The 13,068-nt window shown below is 70.2% G+C and carries 11 protein-coding genes and 1 pseudogene; 10 read left to right on the plus strand and 2 right to left on the minus strand.

Annotated elements, in window-relative coordinates; genetic code table 11:
• Window positions 1–18: 18 nt before the first annotated feature.
• On the plus strand, window positions 19–1,182 hold the full coding sequence (locus ABIE45_RS01230; RefSeq protein WP_192710115.1) for an iron-containing alcohol dehydrogenase: 1,164 nt from the start codon (window positions 19–21) through the stop codon (window positions 1,180–1,182).
• A 134-nt stretch (window positions 1,183–1,316) separates the two neighbouring features.
• Here ABIE45_RS01230 and ABIE45_RS01235 read toward each other — a convergent pair whose 3' ends face one another.
• Entirely contained in the window at window positions 1,317–2,552 is a 1,236-nt protein-coding gene (locus ABIE45_RS01235) for an ABC transporter substrate-binding protein (protein WP_192710116.1), read from the minus strand.
• Window positions 2,553–2,813: 261 nt separating this feature from the next.
• On the opposite strand from ABIE45_RS01235, the gene cpaB reads away from it, so the two are divergent.
• The 7 genes and pseudogenes from cpaB (at window position 2,814) to ABIE45_RS01270 (ending at window position 10,857) form a co-directional block, all read left to right on the plus strand.
• Window positions 2,814–3,629 (plus strand): Flp pilus assembly protein CpaB, encoded by an 816-nt coding sequence (gene cpaB, locus ABIE45_RS01240; protein ID WP_192710117.1) that lies wholly within the window; start codon window positions 2,814–2,816, stop codon window positions 3,627–3,629.
• A gap of 14 nt (window positions 3,630–3,643) precedes the next feature.
• Entirely contained in the window at window positions 3,644–5,203 is a 1,560-nt protein-coding gene (locus ABIE45_RS01245) for a type II and III secretion system protein family protein (protein ID WP_192710227.1), read from the plus strand.
• 54 nt (window positions 5,204–5,257) lie between these two features.
• Entirely contained in the window at window positions 5,258–6,004 is a 747-nt protein-coding gene (locus tag ABIE45_RS01250) for a CpaD family pilus assembly protein (protein WP_192710118.1), read from the plus strand.
• A gap of 69 nt (window positions 6,005–6,073) precedes the next feature.
• Window positions 6,074–7,348, plus strand: a complete 1,275-nt coding sequence (locus ABIE45_RS01255; protein ID WP_192710119.1) for an AAA family ATPase — start codon at window positions 6,074–6,076, stop codon at window positions 7,346–7,348.
• 51 nt (window positions 7,349–7,399) lie between these two features.
• Window positions 7,400–8,843: pseudogene (locus tag ABIE45_RS01260) on the plus strand (CpaF family protein).
• Between the two features lie 4 nt (window positions 8,844–8,847).
• Window positions 8,848–9,846: a type II secretion system F family protein gene (locus ABIE45_RS01265; RefSeq protein ID WP_192710121.1), complete on the plus strand. Its 999-nt coding sequence runs from the start codon at window positions 8,848–8,850 to the stop codon at window positions 9,844–9,846.
• 33 nt (window positions 9,847–9,879) lie between these two features.
• Window positions 9,880–10,857, plus strand: a complete 978-nt coding sequence (locus ABIE45_RS01270) for a type II secretion system F family protein (RefSeq protein WP_192710122.1) — start codon at window positions 9,880–9,882, stop codon at window positions 10,855–10,857.
• Window positions 10,858–10,873: 16 nt separating this feature from the next.
• Here the strand turns inward: ABIE45_RS01270 and ABIE45_RS01275 are convergent, their stop codons facing one another.
• A complete protein-coding gene (locus ABIE45_RS01275; RefSeq protein ID WP_192710123.1) occupies window positions 10,874–11,107 on the minus strand; it encodes a GcrA family cell cycle regulator in 234 nt (77 codons plus the stop codon).
• A 397-nt stretch (window positions 11,108–11,504) separates the two neighbouring features.
• Here ABIE45_RS01275 and sseA point away from each other — a divergent pair, with 397 nt between their 5' ends.
• Both sseA and ABIE45_RS01285 read left to right on the plus strand, forming a co-directional pair.
• Window positions 11,505–12,350 (plus strand): 3-mercaptopyruvate sulfurtransferase, encoded by an 846-nt coding sequence (sseA, locus tag ABIE45_RS01280; RefSeq protein ID WP_192710124.1) that lies wholly within the window; start codon window positions 11,505–11,507, stop codon window positions 12,348–12,350.
• 140 nt (window positions 12,351–12,490) lie between these two features.
• Window positions 12,491–12,979: a hypothetical protein gene (locus ABIE45_RS01285; protein ID WP_192710125.1), complete on the plus strand. Its 489-nt coding sequence runs from the start codon at window positions 12,491–12,493 to the stop codon at window positions 12,977–12,979.
• Window positions 12,980–13,068: the final 89 nt, after the last annotated feature.

A 13,068-nucleotide genomic window follows, 5' to 3' on the forward strand; every position in this document is an offset into this window, starting at 1 on the left:
GGTGGGAGACGCAAGACAATGGTCGCCTCGATCGCCCTGCCCCGGCTGATGCGCGTCGGCCCCGGCGCCTCGCGGCTCCTGCCGGAGGTGCTCGGCCAGCTCGGCCTGTCGCGCCCCTTCGTGGTCACCGACCCCTATCTCGCCGGCAGCGGTCGCACCGACACGCTGCTTGAGCGCCTGACCGCTGCGGGTGCGCAGGCGACGATCTTCTCCGAGACCGTTCCGGACCCGACCGTCGCCTCCGTGGAGGCGGCGCTGGCCGCCCTTCAGGCCGGTGATTTCGACTGCGTGGTCGGCTTCGGCGGCGGCAGCCCGATGGACACCGCCAAGGCGGTGGCGGTGCTCGCCCGCCACGGTGGCCACATGCGCGACTACAAGGCGCCGCGCCAGCAGGACGAGCCGGGCCTGCCGATCGTGGCGATCCCCACCACCGCGGGCACCGGCTCCGAGGCGACCCGCTTCACCATCGTCACCGACGAGACCTCGGACGAGAAGATGCTGTGCATCGGTCTCGCCTACCTGCCGGTGGCGGCTCTGGTTGATTACGAGCTGACGCTCTCGAAACCCAAGCGGCTCACCGCCGATACCGGCATCGACGCGCTCACCCACGCGATCGAGGCCTACGTGTCGCGCAAGTCGAACCTGTTCTCGGATGGGCTGGCGCTGCAGGCGATGAAGCTGATCGCCCCGAACCTGCGCCGGGTCTGGACCGATCCCGGCGACCGGGCGGCCCGGGAGGCGATGATGCTCGGCGCCACCCAGGCCGGCATCGCCTTCTCGAACGCCTCCGTGGCGCTGGTGCACGGGATGAGCCGGCCGATCGGCGCGCATTTCCACGTGGCCCACGGGCTCTCGAACGCGATGCTGCTGCCGGCGGTCACGGCCTTCTCGGCGCAGGCCGCCATCGATCGCTACGCGGCCTGCGCCCGCGCCATGGGGATCGCCAAGCCCGACACCGACGACAGGAGCGCGGTCTCGGCGCTCGTGGCGGAACTTGAGGCGCTGAACGACGACCTCGACGTGCCGGGCCCCCGGGAATACGGAATCGACCCGGCTCGCTGGGAGGCGCTGCTCCCCACCATGGCGGCCCAGGCCCTCGCCTCCGGCTCCCCGGCCAACAACCCGCTGGAGCCCAGTGCCGACGAGATCGTCGCGCTGTACCGGCGCGTGTGGGCGGGGTGATCCGCGTCTTCGGTCCGAGGATCCGACGCACCCCCGTCCTTGCGAGCGTCAGCGAGGCAATCCAGCGGCGCCACGCTCACCGAGGTGGCGCTGCCCTGGGTCGCTTCGCTGCGCGCGCGATGACCGGGTGAGCCCTACTTCGCCGCCGCCGTCAGCGGGCAGCCGCTCTCAGCCGGAGAGGCGTAGGCCTCCTTGCCGGGGATGGTGGCGAGCTGCCGGTAGAGGTCCCACGGGCCCTTCGACTCGGCCGGCTTCTTCACCTCGAACAGGTACATGTCGTGGACCATGCGGCCGTTCGGCTGCACGACCCCGCCATGGGCGAAGACGTCGTCGACCGGCAGCGCCTTGAGCTTGGCGTTGACCGCGTCGGTCTCGTCGGTGCCGGCGGCCTTCACGGCCTTCAGGTAGGACAGGACCGCCGAGTAGGTGCCGGCCTGGATCATGTTGGGCATCCGGCCGGTGCGCTTCATGTAGCGCTGGCCGAAGGCGCGGGTCTCGTCGTTGGCGTCCCAGTACCAGCCCTCGGTCAGCGTGAGGCCCTGCGCGACCTTCAGGCCGAGCCCGTGCACCTCCGAGAGGGTGAACAGCAGGGCCGCGAGCTTCTGGCCGCCTTCGACGATGCCGTACTCGGCCGCCTGCTTGATCGAGTTCGAGGTGTCGAGCCCGGCATTGGCGAGCCCGATCACCTTGGCCTTCGATCCCTGCGCCTGGAGCAGGAACGACGAGAAGTCTTGGTTGGAGAGCGGGTGCCGCACGCTCCCCAGCATCTTGCCGCCGTTGGCGGTCACCACCCGGCTGGTATCGGCCTCCAGCGCCGAGCCGAACGCGTAGTCGGCGGTGAGGAAGAACCACGTGTCGCCGCCCGCCCGGGTCAGCGCGCCGCCGGTGCCGACCGCCAGCGCCCGCGTGTCGTAGGCCCAATGGTATCCGTAGGGCGTGCAGGCCTTGCCGGTGAGGTCGCTGCTCGCCGCCCCGGTGGTGATGGTGATCTTCTTCTTCTCCTTCGACAGGCCCTGGACCGCCAGGGCCACCGAGGAGGTGGTCAGCTCCATGATCGCGTCGACGCCGTCGCGGTCGTACCATTGCCGGGCGATCGCCGAGGCGATGTCGGGCTTGTTCTGGTGGTCGGCCGTCAGGATCTCGATCGGCACGCCGCCGACCGTGCCGCCGATATCCTCGACCGCCATCCGGGCGGCCTCGACCGAGCCCTGGCCGCCGAATTCGGCGTAGAGGCCCGACTGGTCGTTGAGGATGCCGATGCGCACGGCGTTGCCCGAGAAGCCGCCGCCTTGCGCGGCGGCCGGGACCGAGCCGAGCGCCGTCCCCGCGAGGGCGGCCGCCAGCACCGCGCCGCCAATTGTCCTGATCATGTCTCCCCCCGGGTTGGTCCGAGTGTCCGCTTCTGAGGCGGTTGCGGCGGCAGAATAGGTCACGAACGCGTGACGCGCCACGGCCACGCTCGGCCGGATGCTGAAGGATCGTGCGGATTGTGATGCGGGCCCGGGAGGCGCCCCTTTTCCGGACCAGCCGCAAGTCGCGAAGTTATAATAGCTTAACCATGTTTACACGATTCCCCGCGCAGGTTCCGGTCATGGGCGGCAATTCGGCCGTCTCCGGCGCGTGGTCATGCGATGAAACCAGCCCGTTTGGCCGTCCTCGGCATCGCCCTCGCGGCGGGCGGTGGTGCGGCCTTCCTGATGAGCGGCGGCGATCCGCCTCCGCCGCCTCCGCCGGCCCCGAAGGCCGAGGCGCCGCCGGCGCCGATGACCGACGTCCTCGTGGCCGCCGCCGACATGCCCATGGGTCAGGTGCTGCGGGCCGCCGACCTGCGCTGGCAGGCCTGGCCGGACGGCGCCGTGACCGTCGGCTATCTCACGCGCACGAACAATCCGAAGGCCCTGGATGAGACCGTAGGGGCTTCCGTCCGCTCGGGATTCCTCGCCGGCGAGCCGATCCGCGCGCAGAAGCTGGTGCGCCCGGAGAGCGGCTTCATGGCCGCGATCCTGCCGTCCGGGATGCGGGCGGTCGCCATCGTCACCGACAGCCGCGGGACCAACTCGGCCGGCGGCTTCATCCTGCCCAACGACCGGGTCGACGTGATCCGGACCTTCCGCGACGAGACAAACGCCCGGGGCAACAACAGCGACGCGCAGCTGTCCCAGACACTCCTGACCGACATCCGTGTCCTGGCGATCGGTCAGCTGATCCAGGAGAAGAACGGCACCAACGTCGTGACCGGCGAGACCGCGACGCTCGCGGTGACGCCCGCGCAGGCCGAAACCCTGGCGCTCGCCCAGAAGGTGGGCGCCCTGTCGCTGTCGCTGCGCAGCCTCGCCGATGCGGGCCGGGTGTCCGACGCCTCGCTGGCCGACGCGCCCCCGTCGCAGACGCCCGAACCCGCCCTGACCGTGGTGCGCTTCGGCGTCGCGCGGCAGCAAACGCCGTGACCGCCGTGAGCGCCATGCATCCCCCGCTGCCCCGTCCCCGCCCGACCCGCCCTGCGGCCTTCATCCTCGCCCTCATCGCCGCGCTGAACGGGCCGGCCGCCGCGCAGGAGCGCCCGGCCCTGGGTCCCGCACCGGTGCTCACGGTCGGCTCCGCGGAAGCTGCCTCGACCCGCCGGGTTGAGCTGACCGCCGGCCGTTCCGTAATCATCGACCTGCCGCGGGACGCCAAGGAGGTCTTCGTCGCCAACCCGGCGGTGGCCAACGCCGTCGTCCGCTCGACCCGCAAGGTGTTCGTGATCGGCATGGCCGACGGCGCCACCTCGATCTTCATGATGGATGCCGAGGGGCGCCAGATCGCCGCCCTCGACGTGACGGTGGCCCGGGACCTCAACCTCGGGACCCTGCGCGAACTGCTCAACCAGAGCATCCCGGGCGGGCGCTTCGACGTGCGCTCCTCGGGCGCCTCGGTGCTCCTGTCGGGCTCCGTCAATTCCTCCGCCGATGCCCAGCAGGCGATCGACATCGCCAATGCCTTCGTGGGGCTCGGCAGCGCGGGCGCCGGCTCGGGGGCGCCGAGCGGCGGCGTCTCGGCGGGCGCACGGGGTGCGGTGATCAACAACCTCACCATCCGCAACAAGGACCAGGTGATGCTGCGCGTCACCGTGGTCGAGGTGTCGCGCAATGTCCTGAAGCAGTTCGGGGTCAACATGACCGGCAACTGGGCGGCGTTGAACCCGCTCAGCGCGGTCGACCCGACCACCGGGCTCGCCACGTCGCCGGCCCTGGTCAACAGCCTTCCGTTCCCGATCACGGGGGGAAGCACGCCGGGGGGCAACCAGATCCAGGCCTCCGTCAAGGCCGGCGGCTTCTCGCTCCAGGCGACCCTGAAGGCCTTCGAGCAGGCCGGCGTCTCGCGCGTTCTCGCCGAGCCGACGCTGACCGCAATCTCCGGCGAGGCCGCGAAGTTCCTGGCCGGCGGAGAGTTCCCGGTGCCGAGTTCGGCCTCCTGCGCGATCGGCGGCCTCTGCACCCCTGGGATCACCTTCAAGCCCTACGGCGTCTCCCTGTCGTTCACCCCGGTGGTGCTCGCCGACAACCGCATCTCCATCCGCGTCGCCACGGATGTCACCGAGATCGATCCTCAACAAAGCTTCAACTTCGTGGTCGGCAACTCGACCGTGGCGGTGCCGGGCACCCGGGTGCGCCGCTCCGAGACAACGGTCGAGCTGCCCTCGGGCGGCGTGATGATGACCGCCGGCCTGATCCAGCAGGTGAGCAAGCAGGCGATCTCCGGCCTGCCCGGCCTGATCAACCTGCCGGTCCTCGGCGCGCTGTTTCGCTCCCGCGACTACCAGCGCCAGGAGACCGAGCTGATGATCATGTGCACCCCCTACATCGCCCGGGCGATGGAGCCGAAGCAGGTCAGCCGGCCCGACGACAACTTCGTCGATTCCACCGACGGCCAGGCCGTGCTGCTCGGCCAGATCAACCGCCTCTACGGCACGGTCGGCCCGTCCGCCGCGGCGCCGCTCGGGCGCACGTATCGCGGCCGCGTCGGCTTCATCGTCGAGTAAGGCTGGGGACCGCACGCCATGACCCGACCCACAACCGGACCCGCCACCCGACCCATGTCCGGACGCCCTTCGACCGCCCGGTCCCGCCGCGCCGCGAGCCTGCTCGCCGCCTGCGCGCTCGGGGCCCTCGCGGCCGCCTGCAAGAGCGATCCCGCGACCACCGGCGGAATCGACCTGTCGGATTACCGCGCACGCCACCCGATCGTCCTGGCCGACGGGACCCGCAGTCTCGACGTCTTCCCGACGGGGATCGGTCATCTCGACCCGCGCCAGGCCGCCGATGTCGATGCCTTCATGCTGGAATACCGCCGCTTCGGCCGCGGCGTCCTGCTGATGGAGGTGCCCCAGGGCGTTCCGCCGGCCCAGGCGGCCGCCGTCGAGCGGACGGCCGCGGCGCTGAGCCGGCTCGGCGGCCAGAACGGCGTCGGCGCCCGCGCGATCACGGTCAACGGCTACGCGGTGGCGGCCCCCAGCCTCGCCGCGCCGATCCGGCTGAGCTTCCAGCGCATGCAGGCCAAGGTGGCGGACCAGTGCGGGCTGTGGCCCCAGGATGTCGGGACCAGCAGCTTCGCGTTCGACTACAGCAACAGGCCGAGCTGGAATCTGGGCTGCGCCATGCAGGCGAACGTGGCCGCGCAGGTCGCGGATCCGGTCGACCTGGTGCGCGGGCGCCCCGAGGGCCGGATCGACTCGGTGAAGCGGGTGCGGGACATCGGCCAGTTGCGGGACGGCAAGGATCCGTCAACCGCATGGCGTCAGGATGGACAGAACGCCGTCAAGTCTCAGGTCGGCGGCAACTAACGCCGACCGCGACATCCACCGCGCCCCCTTCCAAAGCCGCGATCCGCACCCGAACCTGAAAGCGCCGTCATGGCAGACCTGTCCGAGACAACCGAGCGCACGATCGCCCCGGTGCCCCGGATCACCATCCAGGCGTTCTGCGAGACCAGCGAGACGGCCGCCATGATCGAGGGCGCCGCCCTCGACCGGCGGATGCAGAAGGCGCAGGTCAAGGTCCGGATGGGCGGCGGCGCCGCCGCGATCGAGGCGTATCGGCACGCGCCGACGCCCAACGTCATCGTCATCGAGACGCAGGGCGTGCGCTCCAAGCCGGTCGAATGCCTCGATGCCCTGGCCGAGGTCTGCGACGAGGGCACCCGCGTCCTCGTGATCGGCCACCTCAACGACGTCACGCTCTACCGGCAGCTGATCCAGCGCGGGGTGTCCGACTATCTGATGGCCCCCGTCGAGCCGTTGACCCTGATCGCGGCGATCTCCGACCTGTTCACGGCGCCGGGCGTCAAGCCGGTGGGGCGCACGGTGGCGGTCGTCGGCGTGAAGGGTGGCATCGGCGCCTCGACGGTGGCGCATAATTTCGCGTGGTCGGTGGCCCGCAGCCAGGGTATCCAGACGGTGATCGCCGATCTCGACATCGCCTTCGGGACGGCCTCGCTCAACTTCAACCAGGATCCGCCGCAGGGCATCGCCGAGGCGGTGTTCGCCCCGGAGCGCCTGGATTCGGCGCTGGTCGAGCGGCTGCTGTCCAAGTGCAGCGACAACCTGAGCCTGCTCTCGGCCCCCGCGAGTCTCGACCGGACCATCGACCTGTCCGAGCCGTCCTTCGATGCCCTGATCGAGTACATGCGGGCGAGCGTGCCCTGCGTGGTCCTCGACGTTCCGCACCAGTGGAGCGCGTGGTCGCGGCGCGTCCTCACGGCGGCCGACGAGATCCTGATCGTGGCCGGCCCCGACCTCGCCTGCCTGCGCAACACCAAGAACCTGCTCGGCGCGCTGAAGCACGGGCGCCCAAACGACCACGCGCCCCGCATCCTGCTCAACGGCGTCGGCGTGCCCAAGCGTCCGGAGATCGGGGCCGCCGAGTTCGCCAAGGCCCTGGAGGCCCCCGTCGCGCTGACGATCCCGTTCGAGCCGGCCCTGTTCGGGACCGCCGCCAACAACGGCCAGATGATCGCCGAGATTCAAGCCGGCTCGAAGGTGGCCGAGCTGTTCAACGACCTCGCGGCCATGACCCTCGGCCGCCCGGAGAACCGGCGCGGGCGTTCGAGCCTTCTCGAGCCGCTGCTCGCCAAGTTCGCCAGCGCCAAGTTCGCCAGCGCCGTGCTGCCCGGCCGCAAGGCTTCGTGATGCGGCCGCTCCCCCGACAGGTCCCTCAGGACAGCGCCGAGGCTCTGGCCCATGTTCGGTAGGCGACAGACGGGCGGCGCGCCGGCAGCGGCCCCGCCGATCCCGCAGGCGCGGACCGCGGCGCCGGCCATGGCCGTTCCGCGCGAGGCCCGCGGCACCGGTCAAGCCGGCGGCGCCGACGAGCCCGGTGGTCGTCGAGAACGCCCGGTCCGAGGATTACTACCGCACCAAGAGCCTGATCTTCGGCGCCCTGATCGAGGCGATCGACCTGACGCAGCTCTCGCGCCTCGACGCCGAGACCGCGCGGGAGGAGATCCGCGACATCGTCACGGAGATCATCGGACTCAAGAACATCGTCCTGTCGATCGCCGAGCAGGAGGAACTGCTCGACGACATCTGCAACGACGTGCTCGGCTACGGCCCGCTGGAGCCGCTGCTCGCCCGCGACGACATCGCCGACATCATGGTCAACGGCGCCAACCGGACCTTCATCGAAGTCAACGGCAAGATCCAACTGACCAGCGTCCGGTTCCGCGACAACCAGCAGCTGATGAACATCTGCCAGCGCATCGTCAGCCAGGTCGGCCGCCGGGTCGACGACGCGTCGCCGATCTGCGACGCCCGCCTGCCGGACGGCTCCCGCGTCAACGTCATCGCGCCGCCGCTCGCCATCGACGGCCCGGCGCTCACCATCCGTAAGTTCAAGAAGGACAAGCTCACCCTGGAGCAGCTCGTGCGCTTCGGGGCGATCTCGCCCGAGGGCGCCGAGGTCCTCAAGATCATCGGCCAGTCGCGCTGCAATGTCGTGATCTCGGGCGGCACGGGCTCGGGCAAGACCACGCTGCTCAACTGCCTGACCGCCTTCATCGAGCACGACGAGCGGGTGATCACCTGCGAGGACGCGGCCGAGCTCCAGCTCCAGCAGCCCCATGTCGTGCGCCTGGAGACGCGGCCGCCCAACATGGAGGGCCAGGGCCAGGTCACCATGCGCGACCTCGTCAAGAACTGCCTGCGCATGCGCCCCGAGCGGATCATCGTCGGCGAGGTGCGCGGACCGGAGGCCTTCGACCTGCTGCAGGCGATGAACACCGGCCACGACGGCTCGATGGGCACGCTCCACGCCAACAGCCCGCGCGAATGCCTGTCGCGTATCGAGTCGATGATCTCGATGGGCGGCTTCACCCTGCCCTCGAAGACGCTGCGCGAGATGATCTGCGGCTCGATCGACGTGGTGATCCAGGCCACGCGCCTGCGCGACGGCTCCCGGCGCATCACCCACATCACCGAGGTTCTCGGCATGGAGGGCGACGTCATCACCACGCAGGACGTGTTCCTCTACGACATCGTCGGTGAGGACGCGAACGGCAAGCTGGTCGGGCGTCACCGGTCCACCGGCATCGGCCGGCCGAAATTCTGGGAGCGGGCCCGCTACTACGGCCTGGAACGCCGGCTCGGCGAGGCGCTCGACGCCGCCGAGGTCGTCGATCGGAACTGAGCACATGCCCGATCTGTCCATCGCCGCTGCGGGCGGGTCCAACCTGCCGATCGCCGCCGGCCTGATCGGCATCGCCGTGGCGGCTGTGGCCTACGTGGCGATCCTGCCCCTGTTCGGCGACGAGCGCCGGGCGAGCAAGCGCCTGAAGTCGATCGGCGTCTCCGCCTCCGGAGCCGCGATCCGGGGGGTGACGGTCAACCGCCGCGAGCAGGTGGCCAAGACGCTGAGCGAGATCGAGGCGAAGGCCAAGGGTGCCTCGAAGGCCACCCTGGAGCTGAAGCTCGCCCGCGCCGGCCTCGCCTGGACCAAGCAGACCTTCTACATGATCTCGGCCGGCAGCGCCGGATTCCTCGGCTTCCTGCTCTACATCATCACCGACAGCCCGATCGCCGCGGTCGGCGCCGCCTTCGCGGGGGGCTTCGGCTTGCCGGCCTTCCTGCTGCGCCACATGCGGCTCAAGCGCATCGCGCGGTTCAACAAGGAATTGCCCAACGCCGTCGACGTGGTCGTGCGCGGCATCCGCACCGGCATCCCGGTCGGCGACTGCTTCCGAATGGTCTCGCGCGAGGCCGAGGAACCGGTCCGCAGCGAGTTCAGGACCGTCGTGGAGACCCAGGCGCTCGGCCTGTCGCTCGGCGACGCGGTCACCCGCCTGGTCGAGCGCGTGCCCACGGCCGAGGTGAACTTCTTCGCGATCGTGATCAACATCCAGCAGCAATCCGGCGGCAACCTGTCGGAGGCGCTGAACAACCTCTCCACGGTGCTGCGCGACCGCGCCAAGATGCGCGGCAAGATCCAGGCGATGAGCATGGAGGCCAAGGCCTCCGCCTCGATCATCGCCTGCCTGCCCTTCGGTGTCGCGGGCATCACGTCCCTGACGAGCCCGGACTACATCTCGCTGCTCTGGACGACCGATACCGGCAAGATCGCCCTGGTGGCCGCGGCCATCTGGATGTCGATCGGCATCTTCACGATCAAGAAGATGATCGCCTTCGAGTTCTGAGGCGCTCGTGCTCCCGTTCCCGGATTTCGCTCCATGATCGACGCCATCGCGGAGAAGCTGTTCGATCCCCGCTTCATGGGCACGGTGCTGACCTCGGTCGCGGCCGCCGCGACCGCCTTTGCCGTGGCGCAGCCCTTCTTCGAGACCGACAAGCTCGCCAAGCGGATGAAGCTCGTCAGCGACGAGCGCGAGCAGATCCGGCGGCGCGAGCGGCTGCTGGGCGACCGCGCGCAGAACCGGGCCACGCTGCGCGTGGAGCCGAAGGCCTACATGAAGTCCATCGTCGAGCGGTACCAGCTCCACCGCTGGCTCGGCACCGACACGGCCAAGCGGAAGCTGATGCAGGCCGGCTACCGCGGCCAGGGGGCGGAGACGGCGTTCCTGTTCTTCCGGCTGGTCGTCCCGTGCGCCAGCGTGGTCGGCGCCCTGTTCTACCTGTTCGTCCTGGAGGCGATCGACACCTCCTACCTCGTCCGGTTCGGGCTGGTGATCGGGGCGGCCTACGGCGGCATCAAGGCGCCGGAGCTGTTCCTGGTCAACGCCGCCAAGAAGCGCCAGACCGAGATCCGGAAGGCCTGGCCCGACGCCCTCGACCTGACGCTGATCTGCGTCGAGTCCGGCATGGCGATCGAGCACGCGTTCCGGAAAGTGAGCACCGAGATCGCCGGCTCCTCGGTGGTGCTGGCCGAGGAATTGGCCCTGATGACGGCCGAGATGTCGTTCCTACCTGACCGCCGGCAGGCCTACGAGAACCTGGTCCTGCGCACCGGGCTCGACGCCGTGAAGGCCGTGGCGACCGCCCTGATCCAGGCCGAGCGCTACGGCACGCCGGTCGGCCAGGCGCTGCGGGTGCTGAGCCAGGAGAGCCGCGACCAGCGCATGACCGAGGCGGAGAAGAAGGCGGCTGGGCTGCCGCCCAAGCTCACGGTGCCGATGATCCTGTTCTTCCTGCCGGTGCTGTTCGTGGTCATCATCACGCCGGCCGTCATTCAGATCATGCGGACCCAGTGACGGACGGCGCCGCGCTTCAGCGGATACGGCCGGGGCGGGTCGGCTCGAACACGATCCGGCGGTGATAGGCGCACCAGCTCTTGCCGTCGGCGACGGGCGCGCCGCAGCAGATCGCGCGGTCGTTCGGCTCGCCGATGATGTACTTGCACACGAAGGCGCCCGACTGCGCGAACGGCACGCGCAGGTCGGCGGACGGCTCCTTGACGGTCTCGGCATCGCCGATCTGGGACATGCGGACGAGTTGATTCATGGGATCGATCGGCTCAATAAGCATCCTGCGCGGTGGGTACGGGCGCCCCGGCAGTCAGGGAAGGTGGAACACCGTTCGCTCAGCCGTGCCCCGGCTCGCGTCCATCGGACCGGCCTGCGGGGCGATCGGCTCGATGCCGGCCGCGGGGACCGACGCGAACGGCGTCATCGTGCTGTCGTAACTGGGGTTTGGGCTTTTTAAAACAAGACCAGCCTGCATTGGCTGCATCGGACCACGGTGCAGGATGCGTAGCTCGTCGTATCGCGGGCCGCTGAACTGCCATTCGTGGGCCTGACGAAACCGCCTCACCGCCGCGGTTCGGCGAAGGCCCGGACGTGCAACCCGGTGCGCTCTGTGATTTGGTGCGCGCTCTCGCGAACAGAGCCGGACCCGCCCCATGGCCCATGCGCCCCTCGTGTCCCCCGACTGGCTGCACGACCGTCTCGCCGCCCCCGATATCGTGGTCCTCGACGCCTCCTGGTACCTGCCGGCGGCCGGCCGTGACCCCGAGGCCGAGTTCCGCGCGGCGCATATCCCCGGCGCCCGGCGCTTCGACCTCGACGCGATGAGCGACACCGAGTCGAGCCTGCCGCACATGCTGCCCCGCCCCGAGGTCTTCGCCGCGCGGATGCGCGCGCTCGGCGTCGGCGATGGCCAGCAGATCGTCATCTATGACGGCCAAGGCCTGTTCTCGGCCCCGCGGGTCTGGTGGATGCTGAAGACCTTCGGGGTGCGCGACGCCCTGGTGCTGGATGGTGGCCTCCCCGCCTGGATCGCCGCGGGCTACCCCACCGAGGACGGCGAGCCGCGCCAGGCCGAGCGCCGGCACTTCACCGCCCGCCTCGATCACGGCGCGGTGGCGGATGCGACTGACGTCGCCCGCGCCCTGGAGACCGGCTCGGCCCAGGTGGTGGATGCCCGCTCAGGCACACGCTTCCGTGGCGAGGAGCCGGAGCCGCGGCCCGGCGTCCGGCCCGGACACATGCCCGGCGCCTGCAACCTGCACTACGCGGCGCTCCAGCGCGACGGCCGCATGAAGAGCCCGGAGGAACTGGCGGCGGTCTTCGCCGAGAACGGCGTCGACCCGAGCCGGCCGATCGTGACCACCTGCGGCTCTGGCGTGACCGCGGCCATCATCGCTCTGGCCCTGGAAACCATGGGCCGCCCGGCCCGGAGCCTCTACGACGGCTCCTGGTCGGAATGGGGCGCCGATCTGACTCGCCCTGTGGCGACGGGCGCCTGAGCTTCGGCCCAGGCGCTGAAACCCGGACGTACGGATCCCGCCGCCACAGGGTTGCGGGTATGCCGACGTCGTCTTGAACGCTCCGTGTCAATTCCGATATATCGGAAGCGCCTGCGGTTGGGCGCTCTACGGAGAAAATCATGCCGCTTCACGACACCACCGCCCTCTCGGGCACCATCCGGCACGTCTTCGCCCATCGCTTCACCATCGAGGCGGATGGCCGGACGCATCTGGCCGATCTCGGCCCCAAAGGCGCGGACGCGTTCGCGCTCGCCAGCGGTCTGCACGTGACCCTCGAGGGCGAGCGTCGCCCCTCGGAGATCAAGGTCACGCGGATTTCGGCGGCGGGCCGGGATCCGGTGGAGATCCATCACAAGAAGCCCCATCACGCGCCCGGACCCAAGCGGGCGGACACGCGGCCCGACGGGCCAGCCGATCCCGCGCATGCCCTCGCGGCGGCCGCCGCGGCCGGTTGGACGGTGGCGGAGGCGCCGCGCCGCAAGCCGAGGCACTTCGAGCTCCTGGCGCGCCGGGGCGAGGCGGCGGCAACGGAGCTGCACGTCGACTTCTCCGGGACGATCTACAAGGAGAAGCCGGCCGAACCGGCGAAATGGGCCACGCTGGCCTGAGGGCCGCTGCCGGAGACCGCCTTGGCACCGCGCTCCACGGTATGGGTCAGCGGTGCGGCGGGACCGGGCCGGAAATTCCTTGAGACGTG

Source organism: Methylobacterium sp. OAE515, from assembly GCF_041806315.1.
Lineage (GTDB): Bacteria > Pseudomonadota > Alphaproteobacteria > Rhizobiales > Beijerinckiaceae > Methylobacterium > Methylobacterium tardum.

Bases quoted from the DNA above. Each gene is read 5' to 3' on its own strand.
- ABIE45_RS01255 (WP_192710119.1), top strand. From the start codon at position 6,074: ATGGCAGACCTGTCCGAGACAACCGAGCGCACGATCGCCCCGGTGCCC.
- cpaB (WP_192710117.1), top strand. From the start codon at position 2,814: ATGAAACCAGCCCGTTTGGCCGTCCTCGGCATCGCCCTCGCGGCGGGC.
- ABIE45_RS01270 (WP_192710122.1), top strand. From the start codon at position 9,880: ATGATCGACGCCATCGCGGAGAAGCTGTTCGATCCCCGCTTCATGGGC.
- ABIE45_RS01265 (WP_192710121.1), top strand. From the start codon at position 8,848: ATGCCCGATCTGTCCATCGCCGCTGCGGGCGGGTCCAACCTGCCGATC.
- sseA (WP_192710124.1), top strand. From the start codon at position 11,505: ATGGCCCATGCGCCCCTCGTGTCCCCCGACTGGCTGCACGACCGTCTC.
- ABIE45_RS01235 (WP_192710116.1), bottom strand. From the start codon at position 2,552: ATGATCAGGACAATTGGCGGCGCGGTGCTGGCGGCCGCCCTCGCGGGG.
- ABIE45_RS01285 (WP_192710125.1), top strand. From the start codon at position 12,491: ATGCCGCTTCACGACACCACCGCCCTCTCGGGCACCATCCGGCACGTC.
- ABIE45_RS01230 (WP_192710115.1), top strand. From the start codon at position 19: ATGGTCGCCTCGATCGCCCTGCCCCGGCTGATGCGCGTCGGCCCCGGC.
- ABIE45_RS01245 (WP_192710227.1), top strand. From the start codon at position 3,644: ATGCATCCCCCGCTGCCCCGTCCCCGCCCGACCCGCCCTGCGGCCTTC.
- ABIE45_RS01275 (WP_192710123.1), bottom strand. From the start codon at position 11,107: ATGAATCAACTCGTCCGCATGTCCCAGATCGGCGATGCCGAGACCGTC.
- ABIE45_RS01250 (WP_192710118.1), top strand. From the start codon at position 5,258: ATGTCCGGACGCCCTTCGACCGCCCGGTCCCGCCGCGCCGCGAGCCTG.